This is a genomic window from Desulfobulbus rhabdoformis (assembly GCF_016919065.1).
GTDB classification, from domain to species: Bacteria; Desulfobacterota; Desulfobulbia; order Desulfobulbales; family Desulfobulbaceae; genus Desulfobulbus; species Desulfobulbus rhabdoformis.
In genome coordinates, this window is record NZ_JAFFQA010000016.1 from 19,044 (window position 1) to 41,384 (window position 22,341).

15 protein-coding genes and 1 riboswitch are annotated in these 22,341 nt (G+C 51.6%); of the genes, 3 read left to right on the forward strand and 12 right to left on the reverse strand.

Going from position 1 to position 22,341, the window contains the following annotated elements; genetic code table 11:
- The first annotated feature begins 48 nt into the window (after positions 1-48).
- Positions 49-711 carry a Fic family protein gene (locus JWJ90_RS10330; protein WP_205227147.1) on the forward strand — a complete coding sequence of 221 codons (663 nt, stop codon included), beginning with the start codon at positions 49-51 and terminating at the stop codon, positions 709-711.
- Positions 712-714: 3 nt separating this feature from the next.
- Here JWJ90_RS10330 and JWJ90_RS10335 read toward each other — a convergent pair whose 3' ends face one another.
- The 10 genes from JWJ90_RS10335 to JWJ90_RS10380 all read right to left on the reverse strand — a co-directional run bounded on the left by JWJ90_RS10335 (position 715) and on the right by JWJ90_RS10380 (position 14,109).
- Positions 715-1,089 carry a hypothetical protein gene (locus JWJ90_RS10335; protein ID WP_205227148.1) on the reverse strand — a complete coding sequence of 125 codons (375 nt, stop codon included), beginning with the start codon at positions 1,087-1,089 and terminating at the stop codon, positions 715-717.
- A complete protein-coding gene (locus JWJ90_RS10340; protein ID WP_205227149.1) occupies positions 1,052-3,541 on the reverse strand; it encodes a homocysteine S-methyltransferase family protein in 2,490 nt (829 codons plus the stop codon). The genes JWJ90_RS10335 and JWJ90_RS10340 overlap by 38 nt, the downstream gene beginning before the upstream one ends.
- Positions 3,538-5,229 (reverse strand): dihydropteroate synthase, encoded by a 1,692-nt coding sequence (locus tag JWJ90_RS10345; RefSeq protein WP_205227150.1) that lies wholly within the window; start codon positions 5,227-5,229, stop codon positions 3,538-3,540. The genes JWJ90_RS10340 and JWJ90_RS10345 overlap by 4 nt, the downstream gene beginning before the upstream one ends.
- A gap of 5 nt (positions 5,230-5,234) precedes the next feature.
- Positions 5,235-5,873, reverse strand: coding sequence for a vitamin B12 dependent-methionine synthase activation domain-containing protein (locus JWJ90_RS10350; RefSeq protein ID WP_205227151.1), 639 nt, complete (start codon positions 5,871-5,873; stop codon positions 5,235-5,237).
- Positions 5,874-6,158: 285 nt separating this feature from the next.
- Positions 6,159-6,356, reverse strand: a riboswitch (cobalamin riboswitch).
- Positions 6,357-6,474: 118 nt separating this feature from the next.
- A complete protein-coding gene (locus JWJ90_RS10355; protein WP_205227152.1) occupies positions 6,475-7,902 on the reverse strand; it encodes a gamma-aminobutyraldehyde dehydrogenase in 1,428 nt (475 codons plus the stop codon).
- A 101-nt stretch (positions 7,903-8,003) separates the two neighbouring features.
- A complete protein-coding gene (locus tag JWJ90_RS10360; protein ID WP_205227170.1) occupies positions 8,004-9,419 on the reverse strand; it encodes an aminotransferase in 1,416 nt (471 codons plus the stop codon).
- Positions 9,420-9,438: 19 nt separating this feature from the next.
- Positions 9,439-9,957 (reverse strand): SET domain-containing protein-lysine N-methyltransferase, encoded by a 519-nt coding sequence (locus JWJ90_RS10365; protein ID WP_240194873.1) that lies wholly within the window; start codon positions 9,955-9,957, stop codon positions 9,439-9,441.
- A gap of 229 nt (positions 9,958-10,186) precedes the next feature.
- Positions 10,187-11,422: a type III PLP-dependent enzyme domain-containing protein gene (locus JWJ90_RS10370; RefSeq protein ID WP_205227153.1), complete on the reverse strand. Its 1,236-nt coding sequence runs from the start codon at positions 11,420-11,422 to the stop codon at positions 10,187-10,189.
- 670 nt (positions 11,423-12,092) lie between these two features.
- Positions 12,093-12,677 carry a bifunctional nicotinamidase/pyrazinamidase gene (gene pncA / locus JWJ90_RS10375; protein WP_205227154.1) on the reverse strand — a complete coding sequence of 195 codons (585 nt, stop codon included), beginning with the start codon at positions 12,675-12,677 and terminating at the stop codon, positions 12,093-12,095.
- Between the two features lie 16 nt (positions 12,678-12,693).
- Positions 12,694-14,109 carry a nicotinate phosphoribosyltransferase gene (locus JWJ90_RS10380; protein ID WP_205227155.1) on the reverse strand — a complete coding sequence of 472 codons (1,416 nt, stop codon included), beginning with the start codon at positions 14,107-14,109 and terminating at the stop codon, positions 12,694-12,696.
- Positions 14,110-14,749: 640 nt separating this feature from the next.
- Here JWJ90_RS10380 and nifV point away from each other — a divergent pair.
- Both nifV and JWJ90_RS10390 read left to right on the forward strand, forming a co-directional pair.
- Entirely contained in the window at positions 14,750-15,892 is a 1,143-nt protein-coding gene (gene nifV / locus JWJ90_RS10385; protein ID WP_205227156.1) for a homocitrate synthase, read from the forward strand.
- 292 nt (positions 15,893-16,184) lie between these two features.
- Positions 16,185-17,210 (forward strand): serine/threonine protein kinase, encoded by a 1,026-nt coding sequence (locus JWJ90_RS10390; RefSeq protein ID WP_205227157.1) that lies wholly within the window; start codon positions 16,185-16,187, stop codon positions 17,208-17,210.
- Positions 17,211-17,446: 236 nt separating this feature from the next.
- Here the strand turns inward: JWJ90_RS10390 and JWJ90_RS10395 are convergent, their stop codons facing one another.
- Together JWJ90_RS10395 and JWJ90_RS10400 are read right to left on the reverse strand one after the other, a co-directional pair.
- Positions 17,447-21,289 carry a PAS domain S-box protein gene (locus tag JWJ90_RS10395; RefSeq protein ID WP_205227158.1) on the reverse strand — a complete coding sequence of 1,281 codons (3,843 nt, stop codon included), beginning with the start codon at positions 21,287-21,289 and terminating at the stop codon, positions 17,447-17,449.
- A 100-nt stretch (positions 21,290-21,389) separates the two neighbouring features.
- Positions 21,390-22,232 (reverse strand): GAF domain-containing protein, encoded by an 843-nt coding sequence (locus JWJ90_RS10400; RefSeq protein WP_205227159.1) that lies wholly within the window; start codon positions 22,230-22,232, stop codon positions 21,390-21,392.
- Positions 22,233-22,341: the final 109 nt, after the last annotated feature.

Below are 22,341 nucleotides of genomic sequence, written 5' to 3' on the forward strand. Positions count from 1 at the left end.
ACCGGGATCTCCCTTGAAAAAAAATTGGGCTGACAGCAGGGAATGTGTATGGGGGAGCGGTTTTGTATCGACCTGGAAAAAGTCGAGGCATCACTTCGGGAGGTGCAAAAAAATTTTGACCGGATTAATCGAAAGCTGGACATGCGGCGTGAGCCCATGCGGGAAGAAATACTGCTTAATCTGCTCAGCGGCTATGCGTATGTCAACACTCTGCTCGCCCGCGATGTAGACCTGTTGAAGCGACCGGGGTTTCACCATTTTTTAGAGTTGAATCATATTGTCCTCTGTGGAACCACCCCGGAAAAACGACGGGATTACAAAGAGCATATCCAAAGTACAACGGATCGGTTTTATCAGCAGCAGGAATTCTCCATCTCAACGTTGCGCAAATGGGCCGCCAAGCACCAGAGTGACTCCCCCTGGAAACAGGCCTCTGGCGCTTACATTTTGCAGGTGAGCTGGCCCCAACTCTTTGCCGAAGGGAATCATCGAACCGGTGCCCTTTTGATGAGCACCATTTTAGTGCGTATGGGCAAGCCGCCCTTTGTGCTCTCCATTGACAATGCCAAGGGATATTTTGATCCCTCAAGTCTTGCCAAGAGTACCCGTAAAAACGTCTATGGGCGGCTTTATAAACTCCCTAAGATCAAGAAAAAATTTGCTCAATTTCTTGAAGGGCATACCCAGGCTGATTTTTTGGTGCCCCGGTAACGGTTAAAGGAGAGGCGTTACCTCCTGGCGCGGATGAGCAGGAGCAGGCTCTCTCCTCTCGAGAATTTCATCGATCACCTGGACCAGGGATGAAACCGACTTGCGACAGGAAAGTCGCGTGGCCGTACTCTCCAGGTCGGCATTATCAAGAAGCAGGACAAGATAGCGCTGGAGAAAGTCCCCCTTCTGTTCTTCGGAGAGATCACCTGCAAAATTTTTGGTAATGGGCAGCTGAAAGGGTTCTATTCCCATGAGAAAACAGGTGTAGACCACGCGCGTGCACTGTTGGCGAACCTCTTCGATTTCCCAGGAGCTATGTTTTCGTAATTGTCGGATTAATTCATTGATTGCGGCCCTGTTCTTGTGTTGCTTGATCATCAGTGGCGTCCTTGGTTGGAGGATTGGAAGAGAGCTGTTCACTTTCAATACCGCTGAACTGCTGGGCAAGACGTACTGCACCTATGGCGTCGCCGGCATAGCCGCTGGCGCCGATTTCTTTGGCGTAATGCTGATCAACCACAGCACCGCCGACCATGAAACGAACATCAGTTAAATTTGAGGCCTGAGCAAGATCGATCACCTTTTTCATTTCGATCATGGTTGTGGTCATCAGGGCTGAGAGACCGACGATGTCGGCCCCGTGATGCTTAACGGCACGAATGATGTCCTCAGCCGCAACATCTTTTCCCAGGTCGATAACCTCGAAGTTATAGTTGTTGAGCATCAGGGCAACAATATTTTTGCCAATATCGTGAATGTCCCCCTGCACCGTGGCCAGGATGACCTTTGCCTCTTTCTTCCCGGAGCCACCGTTTGCGGCGTCCAGGAGTGGCTGAAGCAGGGCAAACCCTTTGCGCATGGTATCTGCGCAGGTGATAAGCTGCGGCAGAAAGTACTCTTTACGGTCAAATTTTTCGCCGACCAGGTTAATGGCTGGGATGAGCCGGTTATCAACCAAGGAGTTCGGTGATTCCCCTTGTTTCAGCGCCTGGCGCAGGAGCCGCTCCATACCCTCTTCATCGCCATTGACCACCGCATCAAACACCTTTTCACCTGCGGTTCGAGGCATTGTCGTCTCGGCAGCCGCCAACGCCTGCTGACTAAAGCGATCTATATATCGGCTCATATGAGGATCATGCCCAGCCAGAGCGTCAATGGCAAAAACCGCATTGACAACCTGCTCGGAAGAGGTGTCGATGAAGGCGGCGCTTAACCCACGTCCCGCTGCCATACACAGGAAGCTGACATCCAGCCAATGCCTGGTCTCCAGGCCATAGCTCAGGTTTGAAACGCCTGCCAGGGGGGTGAGCTTTGCTGAGCGAACGCACCAATCAATAATCTCCAGAGTGCGTCGGTGGGCCTCTTTGCCAGCGGCTGTAGTGAAAACTAGACTATCGATGAGACAATCATGGGCAGGGATTCCGTAACGGGCTGCGCAGGCAAGAATTTTTTTGATGTGGGCGATGACCTCCGCCGAGCCTCCGAAACTCCCTGAGCCATCTACGGGCATACAGACAATCACGGCACCATATTTTGCAGCCAGCTGACACATCGCCTCCATGTTCTCTTCCTCTGCGCTGACACTGTTGAGAATACCTCGGCCCGGCAGAACCCGGAGCGCCTGCTCTGCTGCTTGAATATTGACCGTATCAATGGAGATGGGAAGACCAGCCCCTTTGGTCACAACCAAGGCTGCCGCACGCATGAGGTTGGCCTCATCCCCACCCTGCATGTGAACATTGATATCGATGACGTGCGCGCCCTGGCGGGCTTGTTCCTGCGCCAGCCTCCGCACCAATGTCATGTCGTTTTTCCGCAATGCCGCGGCCAAAGCCAGTTGACCGGAGGGATTTATTCTCCCTCCAAAAAGCGTCAGGGGCTGATCTTTTCCAATGCAGAGGGACTGTTTATAGGAGGAAACAACAGTCTGTCTTTTGTTGGTGGGTGGTGTGGGGCAAAGGGAATTTGTCTGTGCCTTGAGAGTCTGAATATATTCAGGGGTGGTACCGCAGCAGCCGCCGAGGATTGCCGCACCTGCCGTGACAAGGGGCTCCATGTGGTCGCCAAATTCGTCAGCCTCCATGTCAAAGGTGGTTATGCCGTTTTTCAGGCGGGGCATACCCGCGTTTGGTTTGGCTAAAAGGGGGACTGTGGCATGGCGTTTCATGGTTGCGATCACCTTTGCCATGTCCTCAGGACCGGTGGAACAGTTGCAACCGACCGCATCTGCGCCAAGAGACTGCAGGGTGATTAATGCCGAGAGGGGATCGGTCCCGTTCAGGGTGCGGCCATCGCTGCCAAAGGTCATACTTACCATAACCGGAAGATCGCAGGTTTCACGAACAGCAAGCAGCGCAGCGCGGGCTTCCTGCAGATCCATCATGGTTTCAATGACAAAACCGTCCACGCCACCCGCCACAAGGGCCATCGCCTGTTGGGCGTATACGGCTACAGCCTCGTCAAAAGGGAGTTGACCAAAAGGTTCAACAAAAAGTCCGGTCGGCGCCAGGTCGCCAAATACCATTGCCTGATTACCTACAGCCTGCCGTGAGATGCGGGCCAGCGCGGTGTTCAGTTCCGTTGTTTTCCACGCAAGGCCGAACTCCTCAAGCTTGCAGCGATTGCCGCCAAAGGTGCAGGAGTAGACGATGTCACTGCCCGCCTCCATATAGGCACGCTGTATCTCTCGTATAACTTCAGGATGTTCCAGAACCCAGGCCTCTGGTGACACTCCGGCGGGCATGCCTCTGCGGGCCAATTCGGTGCCTGTTGCTCCGTCCAGAATAAGTACCTGCCTTTCAGCCCAGGTTTTAAAGTCGCTTTTCTTCATACGTTTTCAGGTGTCAAGGCGCCGCCATTGAGTAACAGGGTGAGATCATGTCCCCAGAGTGTATTGTAGGATTGGGTTGTTGCCATAATGGAGTTTGCTGAGGGGTTGGCAATGGCCATGGTCAAGCCGCGTCCCATGGCCATCCCCAGAAAGGCGCTGTTGATCCATTGCCGCTCAGGCATACCAAAGGAGACGTTGGACAATCCGACAATGGTATTTGCCTGCAAGGTCTCGGCGCACCAGCCTATGAGGTCAAGTGTTACTTGAGCGGCTTCAGGATTGGCGCTGATGGTCATCACCAAACCGTCGACAACACAGTCTTCAACACCGTATCCATAAGAGGTGGCAGTCTCGAGAACAGACTCGACGACTGCAATTCGTTCTTTGGTGGTTTCCGGGATACCGGCATCAGTCAGCGGAAGAAGAATAAACATGGCGCCGTATTTGGCCGCAGCAGGTAAGGTCTCTTCGATTCTTGCCTGCTCTCCGGACACCGAATTGACCAGCGCCCGCCCGGGATAGCGGCGCAGCACCGCTTCCATCACATCGGGACGCGTGGTGTCGATGCAGAGCGGCAGCGGTGTCAGGCGGGAAAGCATTCCGGTGGCCTTGAGCATCATTGCCTTCTCGTCAATGCCTGAAAGGCCCATATTGACATCAAGAACGGCCGCACCTCGCTGTTCCTGTTCCAGGGCAAAGGAGTGAACCAGTTCAAGATCTCCCTGGCGCAGGCCTGCCTGCAGCTTCTTCTTTCCGGTGGGGTTAATGCGTTCGCCAACTATGGCAAAGGGGTGCTGGGGGCCCAGAAGAACAGAGCTGTGCAATGAAGAAAGGGCGCTGATGCCACTTTTTTGAACGGGCTGTGCTGGGAGGTTGTGGAGCCGAACACCGAGTGCGTACTGGTCTGTTGTTGAACACTGATGGGAACAGCCAAGTAAGTTGGCTCCCGCCGCTACCAGGGCTTCTCCTGCGAGCATGCACTCAACAGGGGTGGTGCATCTAGGAACCACCCCATAGAGTGCGACCGTTGCAAAGGGCTTTAATTGTTTGAGCAATGGCGCCAAAGAAAGGCTTGCCTCTGTGGGGACAAAACCGATCGCGTTCGCCCCCAGTGCCTGGAGTGTAATCAAGGCAGAGAGGGGTTCTGTCCCGCCGATCACTTGTCCCTGGCTATTGACGGTCAGTTCTACGATACAAGGGCAATCCTGCAGCTCTCGTAAGGCAATGAGTGCGGCACGAGCCTCCTGGATATCGTTGGAGCCGCAGAGAATAAACCCCTGTGCTCCCCCTTCAAGCAATGCCCGTCCCTGCTCTGCATAGCAGGTAACAGCATCATCGAAATCAAGGGTGCCGTACGGTTCCAGCCGTTGTCCGGTCGTCGAGACGGTTCCAAAGACAGGTGTATCGCCAAGGGCTGCACAACAGAGCCGCATAAGCTCGCAGTTCATTGCCATGGGGGGCTCACCCGATAATGCGGTCTTCATCGCAAAGCGGTTGAGCCCTGCAGAGGGGCAACGAACAATATCGCAGCAGATGTTCTTGAATGATGTAAGCGATGCAATGACCTCATCAAGATTGTGAAATATTTCTGCTTCTGACCACCTCGATGAAAGACAGCTCGAGGGCAGGGGCGCGTCGAGCAGTACCGGCCTTTGACAGATCAAATTACGAAATTCCCGGCGATGCATATGATTCACCTACTCGAAATGGATTGTTTGATACCGGCCACGGCGGTGACTGACTTTTCTGGAACGAGCATGCTCCGAGAGGTGAGTTCCAGCCCCAGATGCTCAAGCTGAAGCTGTTTGTAGAAGAGCTCCTGGTTTTCCAGGGTGAAATCACCGTAACCGGGAGAAAAGCGGTGCTTGGTGAGGTGCTCGCCATTGCGACGTATCTGCCTACGCACGTATTCATTGATCCAGGCCATGGCCGCGTTGGCACTTTGACCACCAACGGCATCAAAGATGACAGCGGTTGAGCCGTCCCCCTGTGCCATGGCTTCTTCTGCAGCGTTGACAATGGTGAGACCAACGGTTGAGGCCATCAATGCCACGGCAACACTTCCTTGCAGCATCTGGCATAACGAGCGGCTGGTAAAGGCCAGATCATTGCTTAGAATAATGGTGTCGCCTTCCCAACCGGTGATGGGCAACCGTTGCCAGCAACCTTGCGGCTCACAAAGGCTGAACCCCTGGGCAATGGTTGCTTCCAGTTGTTCCCGTTGTCTCGGGGGAAGGACCGTTCTTTTGCTGCGGTAGCCGAGCCGAGTCAGAATCATTGCATGGGGGAGCTCAATCGGAATGATTTCGAAAAAGCTCAGGTCAGTGGGCATTGGCTTTGATCCAGGCTGTCGTACGCAGAGGGAAAAACATGGAAAGTCGCCTCGGGTCAGAGGTTAGGTTTGTGCCGAAGAAAGACACAGAGTGGCGGGGAGGGAAGAAATGACTGCATGGAAGAGCACTCCTTATGCTAAAAACTCGTGGCAAAAAAGGAGTGAGGTGACAGCAAAGGATCCAGAAGAGAGCAAAAAACGGTTACGCCTGTGCGATATACGAATTTTTGCAGGGATGGTTATCTTTGCTGGGGGACCACACTCCCAATCCCCGGGGAGTTAGCCTGTGGTTTTCAATCAACGGCAGGTCTTCTGGCTCGCGATTCACTCTCAGGGCGGTCTTCCCGATCGTAGAGATCAGTGACGTTGTCGCCCTTCGTCCTCGCTCACAGCGGCGGGTCCGCGGGGGAATGGCTCAAACAATTGAGCGTCACCCCTCTTCCCTATCAAGCCCGTGTGGGCACCGTGATTAGATTTTGATATAACTCTATAAATTATTATTTTGCTAACACGGAACTCTCTATCGTGTCAATATCTATGTCACCTTATTTGATTATGCTATCCAAAGGCGGAGGGAAAACCTCCGCCTTCTATCTGCCTTTTAATGGGTCACCAGCACATGACGGACGATGGTGTAGTCTTCCAGGCCGTACATGGAGAGATCTTTGCCGTAGCCGGTCTGTTTCATACCGCCGTGGGGCATCTCGTTGGGCAACATGAAGTGGGTGTTGATCCAGGTGGCTCCGTACTGCAGGCGGGCTGCCATGGCATGGGCACGCCCCACGTCCTTGGTCCAGACGGATGAAGCCAGGCCGTACTCACAGTCGTTGGCCCACTCAATGGCCTGTTCGATGGTGTTGTCGAATTTGGTGATGGACACCACTGGACCAAAGGCCTCCTGCTGCACAATCTCATCTTGTTGCAGGGCACCTTTAAGGATAGTGGGCTCATAGAAAAATCCCGGCCCGTCAACGGGTTTTCCTCCACAAAGCACCTCAATATGACCTGTGGCCACGGCCCGCTTAACAAAGCCATCCACGCGCTCAAGGTGACGGGCTGTGATCAGTGGTGGAATCTCGGCCTCAGGATCGTTGATGTCTCCGTATTTGATGGTGCTGACTGCCTTGGCGAGTTCCGTGGCAAATTCGTCATAAATGCGTTCTGCCACATACACCCTACAGGCTGCAGTACAATCCTGGCCGGCATTGTAATACCCGTAACTCCGGATGGTTTCTACAGCATCCTTAATATCGGCATCATCAAAGATGATCACCGGTGCCTTGCCGCCCAACTCAAAGTGGGTGCGCTTTAAGTTGCCTGCTGCCAGTTTCAGTACTTCTTTTCCTGTGTTCACCGAGCCGGTGACTGAAATCATACGCACACGCGGGTGTTTGGCCAACTCGGCACCCACCTCGGGGCCATTGCCCGCAACGATATTGAGTACACCTGGTGGAAAGAGTTCGGCAAAAAACGGTGCCAGTTCAAGCATGGTGAGCGGGGTGTTTTCCGAGGGCTTGAAGATCACACAGTTGCCTGCGGCAAGTGACGGTGCAATTTTCCAGGCCGCCATCATCAAGGGGTAATTCCAGGGGGAGATCTGGGCGACCACGCCAACAGGATCCCGGCGAATCATGGAGGTCATGCCCTCAAAGTATTCCCCCGCGGCCGAGCCGCTCATTAATCGACAGGCTGAAGCGTAAAAACGAAAACAGTCGACAATGGCCGGGATCTCATCTTCCAGCATACGCTGGTAGGGTTTTCCGGTATCAAGTGATTCCAGGCGGGACAGTTCTTCTGCTCGCGCTTCGATGGTATCGGCCACCTTGGCAAGCAGCCCGCTGCGTTCTGCAGGTGTGACCTGGGACCAACTGGCAAAGGCCTGTTCTGCGGCTAGAACCGCATCGTTCACCTGGGCTGTATTGGCCCCGGGGATGCGCGCTATTGTTTCCCCGTTTTCCGGGTTGACTATCTCTTCGATGCTGCCTTCACCCGCGATGAGCGCACCGTTTATCAGTAGTTTATCTTGCATTATTTTCTCCCTGATGGACTCAGTTCAATGAAAAACGTCATTCCCGCACAGGTTGTGCAGGAATGACGATTTAGGACAAAAAAGGGAACGGAAGTAAAGGTTTATGCAGTGAGCAGTTCTTCTTTCCTCAGTTTTTCCGTGGCTTTTTCAATGCTTGCCGCCATAATCGCCACCAGTTGATCAATTCCTTCCTTATCGATAATGAGGGGAGGGGAGAGGATCAGCAAGGCTTCGTAGGGGCGAACAATGAGCCCGGCCTGGTCGCAGAACGCGTCGACTGTGCGGGCAGCGGTAATATCTTTGTCCTCGGCCGCCACCGGATTGCCACTGATATTACACTCGACACAGGCCATGAGGTGGTTGCCCCGAACCTCACCGATGATTTCATACTGCTCCAGAGTTTTCAGTTTCTCGAGAAAGTAAGGTCCTACTTCCTGGACGTGCTCACAGATTTTGTCCCGCTGCATTATCTCGATGTTTTTGAGGGCTGCAGCGCAGGCGATTGGATGGCCCGAGTAGGTGTAGCCGTTGGTGAAATAGGCTTCATCAGGTGCGTTTTCACCTGAGATTTGATTAAAAAGACGATCCGAAATAATAACCGCCCCCATGGGCTGGTAGCCACTGGTGATCCCCTTGGCGCAGGTGATCAGATCCGGGGTGATCTCCCAGACCGGTTCGGCGGAGAAAAAATGGCCCAGACGGCCAAATCCGGTTACAACCTCATCGAGGATGTAGAGGATATCGTATTTTTCACAGAGTGCTTTCATCCCCTTGTGATACCCAGGGGGGGGCACCAGAACTCCACCGGAACCCATGATCGGCTCGGCAATAAAGCAGGCAATGTTTTCTGGCCCCAGCTCGTCTATTTTTGCTTCAAATTCATCGAAAAGCGACTGGCAGTAGGCCTCCAGGGAAAGCCCAGGATCACGGCGATAGGGGTTGGGGGCAGAGATATGGTGAATAATATCATCCATGTAATGGAAATAGGTGCGATCAACCTGTTTCCCTGAAAGCGACGCCGTGAGATACGAGCTGCCGTGATAGCTTTCCAGGCGAGAAATGATGTGTTTTTTCTCTGGTTTACCCAGGGCACTAAAATAGAAATGAACAAAACGAATGGCGGAGTCGACTGCCGCTGAGCCGCTGTTGGTAAATTGTACCCGGTTGAGATCACCCGGAGTGAGCCCGGCCAAAACACGGGCAAGCTCTGCAGAGAGCGGGTTGGTCATTGCTCCAAACGGCGTGTAATAGACCAGCTTTTCAGCCTGCCGGGCCATGGCTTCTGCCATCTCTGTATTGCCGTAGCCGATGTTGACGCACCACATGCCAGCAATGCCATCTATGTAGCGTTTGCCATCGGAATCGCAAACGTGATATCCCTCACCCTCGCTGATAACCAGGTCACCATCTGTGGGTGCGGTCGCGAGATCTGCCCAAGGGTGAAGAGTGTGGCGTTTATCTGCTTTGCTTATCTGTTGGGTTGTCGCATCAGGATGCGTTACCGGGGTGTGTACCATTGTCGTCATAGATGCCTTCTTACATGCACTCAAGTGTTACTATTTCGCATGAGTCACGGCCCAGTGCTTTGAGCTGCTCCTCTATGTGGCGTATTCCTTCCGGAGAAACCTCTTCTTTGCGGCCGCTGATCCAGAAGCGGCAGTTGGGGGTCCCGCAGAGGCAGGGAAATTGCTTGAAAAGGATGTCTTCGGTGGAGGCGTAATCCATGGTCAGCGCCTGACCAGCCTCAATATCGCGCAGAGCCCATATTTCAAATTCTGTCATATCCAAAAAGATATTTGGCGCACACGAGTGGAGCAGATAACCGGTAAAATAGGGGTCGTAGAGATGGGTGGTTGGAGTAATCTGCAGGGTATGTTGCGCAATATTGGGCACTATATTGCCGGTAATTCGGGCAACAAATTCTCCGCGCTTGATATCTTTTTTGGTGTAGACACCTGCTCCTTTGCCATCCTCTTGGCGGCTGACAAGGAAGTCTTTTTTCTGGGGATAACCGTCATTGGGATCGAGCCCATATTCGTCAGGGTAAATCAGCATGTTTTCTCTCCTGTCTTTGCTGTAGGGAATCTTGAACAGTTGCTTTTTCTGTTAATCCCGGTTTCATGCTTAAAATTTTTCCTCAGAGGTAAGCGAAGACTCCGCCAATATCTCTTTGCCTGCGGTAAAATTTTGAGCAATCCGTGGCCGTGATTGAAAAATTTAAAGATGCAAGACACCCTGTAATTTCAAATAATGCAATCTGGCTCTAGCAGTCCTTGAGAGGGGACTACAGGCTGTCGAGCAGAAGACATTCGTTAAACTCGCCCCGCATACAGTGGTTTGAGTGCATTGATGATGTGTACGCTCCGGCATTGATCAGGGCCAGGAGACTTCCCTCGGAAATTTCAGGAAAAGGAAGATCATCATAGAGTATGTCAAGTGCTTCGTTGATATTCCCGGCAAAGGTCGCCGGAGATAGGTGCGCAGGGGCAAAGGTTTCTTCTTTGTTCCCTTGAAAGTGGCAGAGAACCGGTTCAGCCGGCAGTTGATAATGGACTGGCTCCATGGTGAGGTTAAAGCCGCCGTTCACACCGATGAATCGTTTTCCTGATTTCTTTTCGACCGTGTTGGCTTCCAGCACGAGCAGGCCAGCATCTTTTGCTATAAAGGTTCCCGGTTCAACGTTGATTTCATACTCGGTTCCGTTAAAGACCCTTTGTATCACAGTCGACCACTGGTCAAGGTCCAGATGGGCATCTTTGGGGGTGAGCGGAACTCCGAGTCCTCCTCCCAGATTCACCGCCTGAACACTGGGAATTTTTCGAATCATCTTCAAGCAGGTTTTAAGAATTTCTTCCCAGATTTCCAATTGATCGTTGAGATACCCGCACCCGGTGTGGAAATGGATACGTGTGATAGTGAGATTGTAATGAGCAGCTATCTCGATGGCCTGGTTGAGCTCTGAGGCATAAATGCCGAATTTGGTTGGTTTTTCACCGCTGTAGCGGAGAAGTTCGTTTTCGCCATAGCCGGTGCCCATGGCAGGGTTGATGCGTATACCGATTTCTCTTCCCGGGCTTTTTTTACCTATCCGCCTCAACATACTCAAACCGTCGCAGTTGAGTTTCAATCCTTCAAGCCCAGTCAGAAAATCAAGATCTGCGTTGGAGACCGAAGTACCGGTGTAGGAGATATCCGAGGCTAAAAAACCGCAGCCCATGGCTCGGCGTACCTCTGCTGGAGCACAGGCATCGATTCCGCAACCAGTGGAGGACTTGATAAAAGTCAGGAGTGGAGAGTAACGGTTTGCTTTTAAAGCATAAAACACTCTACTCTTAAGTCCGGTTGCATGGAGTGCCTGCTCAAGACGTTTGATATTTGCCAGGATGCGCTCTGCACTGTACAGGAAAAGGGGGGTTCCGAGTTGTTTGGCGTACTGATGAACGTTGTGATTGGCAAAGATTAATTCGTTCTTTTCATTGTAGGCGAGGTCAGCTCTTTCCCACCATAATTCCATTGTCATGGAGTACTCCTGAAATCTGTTTTAGGGCTATCAGGCAGACAACCTCTTTTGGGGGGCAAACCAGCAGCGTGGCTAATGCTGCTAAAAAAATTGATATATTTGTCCCATGGTTCTTTCGTTTTTGGTCGTTAACGAATCAAAATTAGCAATAGTTATACCAAGCAGAGGTTTCCTTGAGCCTGTCCGAGCAAAAAACGAACTGAACTGTGCAAAAGTCCTCACCTTCCGAGGGGTGGAGCTTTTTTTGTGTCAGGTCGAGAAGGGGAGATGTGAACCATTCAACCGAAGTAATTATCCAGGGGAAATCAGAAGAGCGAAGAGGGTGGGAAAAATGTGCCCGTTTGCTCATCATAATTAAATAATCTGTGAAAAATGTTCCCGTTCTGTGTGGTTTTCAGTCGTTGGGCTCATTGGTGAGGTGTGCAATACCGAGCTGAGAGCAGGTCTTGGTGAGGACTATTTTTCGAGCAACCTAGCAGGTGTTTATGAGGAGAAGGCCCCTGATAGGGACTGAAATACGGTGTGATAGGAGGGGCGGGGGCGGTAAGTCTCGTTTTGATGAACTGGAGTGAACAAGTTAGAAAACTTGTCAAATGGGGAGATACAGGGGGGAGGGGGAGGCAGAGACGGGCAAAATTGTCCCATCTCCACTGGGAACGCGCCTGGTATTTTACAAAGAAAGCTCGTGTACAGGCACTACGGATGCTCCGGCTTGTCGCATAGCTTCAATTGCTTTGTCCCCGTCTTCTGGCTGCAGGTTCACCGCTGCCACTCCATCTTTTAAGACAATGACTTCAAATCCCAACCTACACGCGTCCAGAACAGTCGCCTTAACGCAGTAATCTGTGGCGAGTCCCCCAACGACCAGTCGATGCACATCAAGACTCTGCAAAAGTTGTGCAAGTGGGGTTGAGGTTTCATCGAGAGCTTCAAAGGCCGAATAGCCATCGGCTGTCTCATCCATACCTTTGGAGACAATATATGCAGAGCAGGGAAGCTCTAGCCCGCTATGAAAAGAGGCGCCTGAGGTGTACTGAACACAATGGACAGGCCATGGCCCCCCATGGGATTGAAAGTGGTTTGTGTTTTGGGGGTGCCAGTCTCTGCTGGCAACAATTGGCCACCCTTTTTGCTGGAACAGAAAAAGAGCCTGGTTGAGAGAAGGCAAAACTGCGTCCCCCTTGGGGACGGCTAAGCTGCCTCCGGGGCAGAAATCATTTTGGACATCGACGAGGATGAGTGCGGTCGTACTCATTGGTGCAGCTCCTTGATCATTGTGCCGCCTCAATCAACCGGCAGCGCAAAGCCTTGAGTTGGGCAGAGATAGATACCTTGTACAGGTGTGGGTTGCAAAAGCGTCGACAGCCAGGGGGCAGCAGAGCCAACTGCTGTTGACAACGATTGGCCATGGTCTCGATTGATTCGGCTGCCAGGCTGCACTTTCCTTTATCCATGACAACCTGGCGCAGGTCAACAAGACGAATATCCTGAGGCAGGGTGGTGTGGCGGGCCGGATTTTTTGGATCATACACCCTGTCACCGGCCTGAGCACTGTCTTGGTGGAGGCAGACCAGGTCCTGCACATATTCTCCTTGTGGACCAATTGCACGCAGGACCCGTTTCGCACCAGGGAGGGTTGTTTTTGCGGGATCACTGGTAATCTTCATCTTGGGCTTGCCTGCAAATTCGACCAGTTTATACACCCCACCCAGCGCTACGCCACCCGCACCGGCAGCGGTCGCAAGCTTCGTCCCCACACCGTAGATATCAACTTTTCCTCCTTCATTCCTGATGGAGTCAATCACCTCTTCATCCACTTCGTTGGAAGCCAGTATGGGAACATCGGGGAATCCTGCCGCATCGAGCATAGTGCGTGCTTCATTACTCAGGTAGGCCAGATCTCCCGAGTCCAGCCGAATGCCTCGCAACCTGTGTCCCTGCTCTTTGAGTTCCCGAGCAACTTTGATGGCATTGGGAACACCTTGCTGTAATGTGTCATACGTGTCCACCAGCAGCACGGTGGAGTCTGGAAAGGTTCTGGCATAGGCACGGAAGGCGTTGAGTTCTGAATCAAAGGACTGTACCCAGCTGTGGGCATGGGTTCCGCGAACGGGCAGATCATAGAGTTGGCCTGCACGTACGTTGCTGGTTCCTTTCGCCCCGCCCACACAGGCGGCCCGGGCGGCGGAAATGGAGCCATCGGGCCCCTGGGCACGGCGTAATCCAAATTCAATCACCTCTGCTGGGGCTGCGGCATGACAGATGCGTGCAGCCTTAGTTGCCACCAGTGTTTGAAAATTGATGACGTTGAGCAGCATGGCCTCAACCAGCTGGGTTTCAGCCAACGTTCCTCGAACAGTGAGCAGAGGGGTATGGGCAAAGACCACTGTCCCCTCGGGAGGAGCTATGACCTGACCCTGAAAACGAAACTGCTCAAGAAAAGAAAGAAACGCAGAGGAGAATAAACCAAGGGAGTGCAGGTAATCAATCTCATCGGGTGTAAACGAGAAATTCTCAAGGTTATTCAGGGCTGGTTCGAGTCCGGCAAAGACCGCATAACCTCCCTGAAATGGGTTGTGTCGAAAATACAGATCAAAAACCGCCTCTTGATCAGCCATTGCCTCGTTAAAATATCCAGCGAGCATGGTCAGTTCATAAAGATCAGTCAGCAATGCAGAACAAGACATGGGGCCCCCAAAGCTAAAAGCAGGGATCAATGCCGAAAAACGATGCTTGAGTCCCAGGAATCGAGTGCGAGGTCAGCTTCTTACCTGAATCCGTAGGCGTTCATCGGGTGAGACTGAATACAATAAAAAAATCCAAGAAAATCTGTAGGGTGTCTTGAATAATTAGATTTTTCAATCAAGGCCAAGGATTGTGCAAAATTTTACCGCAGGCATATATGTGATATCGGAGTCTTCGCTTACCTCCGAGGATAAAATTTTAAGCATGACGCCGGGATTGGCAGAAAAAGCAATTATTCAAGATGCCCTGTAATGATTCAGAAGGATATATTGTGTGGGACCACCCACTGTCACGAATTCGGTCCGAACTTCTCCTCTCCATTAGTGCAAATTATTGTGCGCTGCAACTTCTTTTGGAATGGACTCAATTGAAGCATGGTCGACAAATATGTCATTTGGAGGTGAGTTTGTACATAATTGTAGTGCGCGGCGTGCCCTGTTCAGGTACGAGGAACGACTCCCCCAAAAAAAATATGAAATGATTTTATACGTTGTTGTCGAGGCTTAGGTTATGCCAGGTCTGAGTTTCTTTCATATGGAATACACTTTGCTATAAATGGGTTGTATTTTGAGGAGATTGATCATGAAAGAGATGAAGAGCATAGTGACCATCCACGACACAACCCTACGCGATGGAGAGCAGACCGCTGGTGTGGCCTTTACCGTAGAGGAGCGCTTACACATAGCACAGATGCTTGATCTGGCGGGAGTGCCGGAGTTGGAGATTGGTATTCCAGCCATGGGCCATCAAGAGCGAGAAGAGATCGCAGCCATAGCAGGGCTCGGACTGCAGGCCCGTCTGGTGGTTTGGTGTCGAATGCATGAACATGACCTGGCCGCTGCCAGAGGGCTTGGTGTGGGGACGCTTAATCTTTCCATTCCTGTTTCTGATCAGCAGATCGCCCGCAAGATTAAACGTGATCGGACCTGGGTTCTTGCGCGTATAGAACGCATGGTTTCCCAGGCACTGGACCTGGGGTTTGAAGTCTGTGTCGGTGGTGAAGACAGCTCCCGGGCTCATCCAGATTTTTTGCTGCAAGTGGTCGAGGTTGCACAGCGTACCGGGGCGCGTAGGTTTCGCTTTGCAGATACCTTGGGCGTTCTTGATCCCTTTGCTACCAAGGCTGTTTTTGAAAAACTCCGTGGAGCTTGCAACTTGGAATTGGAAATGCACGCCCATAATGATCTGGGGATGGCCACAGCCAATACCCTGGCCGCAATTATGGGCGGGGCCACCCATGTGAACACCACGGTGAACGGGCTGGGAGAGCGAACCGGCAACGCCCCTCTGGAAGAGGTCGTGATGTCGCTGCATCAGCTTTACCATCGTCAAACCGGCGTTCACATCCAATCTCTGGCAGCGGTTTCTGAAACCGTTGCCCAGGCCTCACGGCGGCCCGTCCCGGTGAACAAGCCTATTGTCGGTTCTGGAATCTTTACCCATGAATCTGGCATTCATGTCAGCGGACTTCTACGGGATCCTGCCAATTACCAGTCCATTAATCCCACTGAACTTGGTCGGAGTCACGAGTTGGTTTTGGGAAAACACTCGGGCACAGATGCCGTCTGTTGGGGGTACAGCCAGATCGGAGTTGAAATCAATGAAAATCAAGCGCAGACCGTGCTCCCCCACCTGCGCCAGCATGCCGCTCAAACCAAGCGCCAGCCCACCCATGAAGAATTGCTCTGTTTTCTGAAAAATCAGGAGAGCGCTCTTGCTCACTAAAGGGTAGAGCCTATCCTGCCTCATTTTCCCCGCTGTTCAGCAATCCCCTGCCGTCACGGATTCTGGAAGGAATCATGCGGACGGGGGCTTTTTCTCTGCTGTTGTGCATATTGATGCAATCCAGACTTGCCAAATAGTGTATCCTGCCTAAGGTTAGCCACTGTTATTGTCCTTTTCTCTGATTCTGAGGGCAGGGGATGGCATCTTCCTGAATCCATGAGCATCCTGCGATCACGGATTCAGGCTCTTTTTCCCGATCGATACTGCATAACTTTTTTGCTGGGGGGCACACATGCAGAGCAAGAGCCAAGAACGCCTTGGGCATCAGGGCCCGTTTCAGGGATTAGTCCCGGAGCGAATACTGGAAACTGTTGAAGCTGAAATGGGCATCACCTGCTCTAATCTGTGTCGTTCCTATAACAGTTATATCAATCGCGTCTATGAGATTGCCGACAGCGAAGGTAACGGTATGGTGGTCAAGTTTTACCGACCTGGTCGCTGGTCTGCAGCCGCCCTTCAGGACGAGCATGATTTTCTGCTGGAACTCTCGGCAGCGGAGATTCCGGTGTTGGCACCGCTCCCGCTTGCCGCTGGACGAACCTTGGGCCAGATCGATGGAATGTATTTTGCCGTGTTTTCTAAAAAAGGGGGGCGGCTCATTGATGAGTTTGACGAAGAGCTGTGGCTGGCCGTTGGCAGGTTGCTTGGCAGGATGCATCTTGTTGGCCAGCAGAAAATGCCACGGGATCGGGTTCGCATGCATCCAGCCCACAGTACTACTGCGCAGACAGCGTATATTCTTCAGTGCGGCCTGTTGCCTGCTGATATGGTCGCACGCTACACCGCATTGACTGATCGCCTCATCAACCTGATCACGCCACTGTTTGCTGGACGTGAAATGATACGAATTCATGGGGACTGTCACAGCGGTAACCTGATCCATCGACCGGGTGACTCACTGTACGTGCTGGATTTTGATGATATGGTGGTTGGGCCACCGGTGCAGGATATCTGGATGCTGCTCCCCGGCCCACCTGAAGAGGTGCGTGGAGAGTTGAATTTGTTTATTGAGGGGTATGAGACTTTTCGCCCCTTTGATTATGCCAGCCTCCAGCTGATCGAGCCTCTCCGGGCCATGCGCTTTATTCATTATTGCGCCTGGTGCGCCCATCAGGTCGTCGAGGACGGAGAAACAGGAGTCATCGCTGATTTTGCCAGCAGAAGTTACTGGCAAAAGGAACTGGATGATCTTGAAGACCAGATAGAGAGGATCATAGATCCCCCCCAAGCTGATGTATTAGAAGAAGACCCCTTTTGATGATCTTAAGGGTGTCTTGAATAATTAGATTTTCAATCAAGGTCAAGGATTGCTGATAATTTTACCGCAGGCATATGTTTGATATCGGAGTCTTCGCTTACCTCCGAGGATAAAATTATCAGCATGACGCCGAGATTGGCAGAAAAAGCAATTATTCGAGATTCCCTTAAACCTGGATCCGTGACGGTGGGTGATCGATAAATGCTCACGGATTCAGGATGATCTCCGGGGATGGCTCAGATGAGTTGCTGCATACCGCTCCGAATCGGCGCCAGAAGCTCCGTATAGGGAAGCGTTTCTTCCTGTTTGGCGCTGTCATAAATAGACTGGGCTTTTTCGGCCCAGTCATGTAGTCCACACTGGAGCAGGGTACCTTTTAGAGTGTGCGCTGCCTTGGCTAAGGCTGAGAGATCTCCCGCCTCGGCGGCTGTTTCCGCTTTTTGCAGGTTATCGGCCAGGCTGAGCTGGACAGCGGCGAGAATGCGTTCGATCTGGGCGGGCTTGAGCATGGTGGACTGCTGCAGGTACGCTGCCACTTCATTCGAGGTTGGCGGGGTAAGTCCTGTATCGTTGGCTGGATGTTCTTCTGTCATAGGGGATATATTTTCTGTGGTTGTTGCTCGTGAGCTTTTAGTTGTTTCCAGGGAGAGGAGGATGTCTTTGAGCTGCTCTGGTTGAAACGGTTTGGTGATATAGGTATCCATCCCGGCTTTCAGGCACATTTCACGATCTCCCCCCATGGCGTGTGCAGTCATGGCGATGATGGCAAGATGTCCCCCTTGGAGTTTCGTCTTGAGGCTTACGACAATATCCTGAGGCAGGGTACCCTCCGGTTCCATACCCTGTTCAAATTGGCGAATGATGCGGGTGGCGGTGAGTCCGTCCATGACCGGCATCTGTACATCCATAAGGATGACATCAACGGTATCCTGCGTCAGTGTTTCGAGCGCTTCCAGGCCGTTTTTTGCAGTGAGAATCCTATGCTCCTTTTCAAGAAGCATTGCGGCCACATCCCGGTTGACCTCGTTGTCATCCGCAATCAGAATCTTGAGTGTACCCGATTGAGGAGATGGTGTTAGAGGCGTCTCTTCAGGCTGACGTAAATCTGCCACATTGCCCACCATCAGCGGCACTACCACATGAAAGGTGCTGCCGCTGTTTAAACTGCTTTCGGCCCAGATATGACCTCCCATAAGCGCGACGAGCTGGCGGCAAATAGAAAGGCCCAGTCCCGTTCCCCCATACTGACGGGCATAGGTGTTGTCAACCTGTTCAAAAGTATTAAAAATGCGGGAGAGTTTTTCCGGAGGAATGCCGACCCCCGTGTCGCTCACACTCATATGGACCTGGTACTGACCGGGTATCTTGGATTCATCCAGACCGATATGCAAGCTGATCGACCCGCTGTCGGTGAATTTGATGGCATTGCCGATCAGATTTAAAAGAATCTGCCGGAGTCGCATATCATCGCCCAGCAGACAGTCCGGTAGGTTTGAACCAAGGTGCTGCAAGAGCTGTAATCCCTTTTCTTCAGCCGGCATTTGCAGGGTTGCCATAATGCCCTGTATCAGCTGGACAGGTGAGAAGGGGACTGAGTTGAGCTCGAGTTGGCCTGCTTCCATTTTTGAAAAATCAAGAATATCATTGAGCAGGCCCAGAAGGCTTTCCGCTGCATGCTGTACGGTTTCCAGGAAACGTTGCCGCTTTTCATTGTCCCCTGCCTGCATCGCCAGGTGCGTCATACCCAAAATAGCATTCATCGGGGTACGAATTTCATGGCTCATGTTAGCCAGGAATTGTGATTTTGCCTTGTTGGCAGCCTCGGCCTCTCTGGCAAGTTGTTCAGCCCGGTCAATGGCGTCCTTGAGTTGCCGATTGGCGTGCTGCACTTTCTCCTCAGCACGTTTGCGTTCACGAATATCAACGAAACATTCCAGCATCTTGGTTCGTCCCTTAATCGTAATGGAACGGACCGTCTTCATTACAGGCACTTCAAGTCCATCGGTGCGCTGTATCAGCCGGTCGGAATTATCCACCTGCAGGCCAAGATCGGCAATAGGGCAGGCTGATTCGTTGGCCGGGCAGAGGAAGCGGTGGCAGCGGTGACCAATAATTGCCTCTCGGGTTGAGCCAAAGAGTTCGGCGGCAAAGGGGTTCACCTCTTCGATGATACGACTTTCTCCGTCAATGATGGCAAGCCCGATGGGAAGACTTTCGATCAGTGCCCGCTGGATACGCTCGTTTTCCCTAAGCTCGCTTTCCATGCGAATACGGTCGGTGATATCTTCTTTGATCGCTATAAAGTTTGTGATGACACCGAGTTTATTGCGAATAGGCGAGATGGAAATTGATTCCCAGTAGAGGCTGCCATCTTTTCGTTTGTTTTGCAGCTCGCCTTTCCACTCAAAACCGGCGCTGATGGTCTCCCAGAGGTTTTTATAGATGCTCTCGGGCATGGCCCCTGATTTGAGTATACGTGGATTCTGGCCTTTGGCTTCAGCAAAACTGTACCCGGTTTTCTGGGTGAATTTTTTATTCACATATTCAATGGCACCGGTCGCGTCGGTGATCACGACGCTGGCAGGACTTTGTTCAACAGCGGTGGAGAGCTGTCTACCGATGGATTCACTGGTTTGCAGAGCTTCTTCCGTCCTTTTGCGCGTAGTTATATCATGAAAGGCGACTACGGCACCCACAAGGGTGTTCTTTTGATAGATGGGGCGGCTTGAAATTTCCACTAAAAGTAATTCCCTGTTTTTGCAGAGAAAATACTCTTCGCCGTCAAATGTTGCCCCCTTATTGGTTTTGTTAAAAAAGGTGCACTCCTCTTTGGGGCAGCAAAAACCATCGTCATCGCGGTGGAAGAGATCATGGGCGACCTGACCAATCAACTCCGACTGTTGATAGCCAAGAAGCTGGCAGGCTGCCGGGTTGACTCGTTCGATAATGCCCTGCCTGTTTTGTACATACACCCCTTCTGCCAAGGCGTTGTTCATGGCGCTTAAGTTACGCTGTTCTTCATCAAGGGCCAGGGTGCGCTGGTTCAGACGCCAAAAAAGAAGGAAAATTAAACAGAGAGCCAGCAGAGAGTAGAGCAGCAGAACAATGAATTCCTGATGGATCTGGGCAAAGACCGGATCCCGGGCATAGGTGACAAGGTATCCTGATAAGCGGTGAGTGACGTCTTTAAGTGGCAAGAGGGTGATCGTGTAGGGGGCAGCGGCTAAATTCACCGTAACAGAGAAGGTCTTCCCCTCTTCCATGGACTGTTGCACAAAAGCGTTACCACTGAGTTGTCTGTTGAGTTCCCTGGCAGTATTGGAGAGTGGGTCCGGGCTGTTGGCCAGGGTTGCATTGGCGTCCTCAACCACATAGTCGTTGTTCAAAATTGAGGGACTGTACAGCCAGCGCTGCTCAGGAAAGAGCAGTTTATCCACCAGAGTCTTCTTCAGCACAAAGCCGAACTCTTTCTGCGGGGCGAGTTCTTTGAGTGCATCCAGTATGGATTTAAAGGTAACACTCACCTCAACGCTTCCCTGGTGATGGTTTGCCGCATCCATCATCGGAAAGACATAGCAGAAACCGGAGCGTATTTTGCCTAATTCCATCCCCTGGACAATCTGTTTTCTCTCGTTACAGATGCGGACGCTGGGACGAGCGGTCAACAGTGAATCGCCATAACGATCGGGCTGATGAAATCGAAGAAAACTGGAGCCGTCTTTGGTGTGAAATTGAAGCTGCAGGAGATTTTGCCGCTTCATCGATTCGTAGGCTTCATAGAGGTGACGGTAGAGCTGGCCTCGAGCAATATCCCGCTCCACCCCCTGGCTGCTTACACCATGGGCAAACAGGGCTTTGGTTTGGGCTGTGTCCAGTGCGTTATCAAAAAAACTCTCCATGGCGAGGCGATACGACTGGATTGCCGCACGGTAGGCGGTGTCCAAAATAGCCTGTTGTTCTGAGTAGTGGCTTTCCTCTCGCTGGGCTTTGTTGCTGGAGAGAAACAGGCCGATTAAGAGCGGGCAGAATAAGGCGATGAAGACAAGAACAAGGCGGTTCTGTCGATTTCCTGTCAGCATACGTTTCATTGAAGGCGGTTATTATAGATACCCCCTCTAGAGGGGATGGGCGCTCTTTGGGGACAATAGGTAGTGTAGCGCATAAATAATACGATGTATGTTAACTTTCTTTTTGACCCTTATTTTTCATGATATCACGATATTCTTCCGGGTAGTGCTTTTGCATGCAGTCCGGACAAATACTGTGGCTGATATCTGCCTGCGAGTATTTATGGATGTAAACGTCGACGTTTTCCCAGTACCCTTGATCATCTCGGATTTTTTTGCAGAAGGAGCATAACGGTAAAATACCGCGTAGTGTCTTTAATTCGGACAACGAGACTTCGAGCAAATGTTTTCTCTCTTCTTCAGTTTTTCGACTTTCGAGAATAAGCTGGATGTTATGTAAGTAGGCAACGAGCTGGCTGACGTCGTCATTGCTATAGTCTTCATGTTTGTTTGCAACACAGCCCAGGGCCGCTATTTTCCCGCTGAGTGAAAAGACGGGCACAGAGAGAATTCTTTTGATCTCGACATGCCCTGCGGGGAGCCCTCTTTTATTTGTCCAATTCTGATCATAATCATTGTATACCACAGGTTTTCGTTCCCTGACCGCATTACCCCATATCCCTGATTGGTCAATGGGAAACACGAGCGGCTTATGGGAAGCCACACAATCTTTCATGACAGCCTTAGACCAGGAATAGACCGTCATTTCGCTCTCATCATCGTTGAAAAAACCAAAAAAACCATAGGCGCTTCCTGTCATGTTGACGATTTCTTTGAGCAGGGTGTCGCAAATTTCTTTAAACTCCTCCTGCACCATGCTTGAAACTTTCCACAGTGAATCGAGCCGTTGCTGGTTCAGGATAATTTTTTTCTGATCAACTGCCTTTTTTTTCAACAAGGTTTCAAGTCGTTTAATCTCTTGCTCCAACTCCTGGTAGGTGGGCTTTTCGGTCATATACAATATCTCGATAAGTAATAAGGCGCATACCAATAATTGTGTGAGCACGAAATGTCGTTCTCAAGGCTTTTTGCGAAAGCGGCCATTGGTAAAACAAAGTGAATGC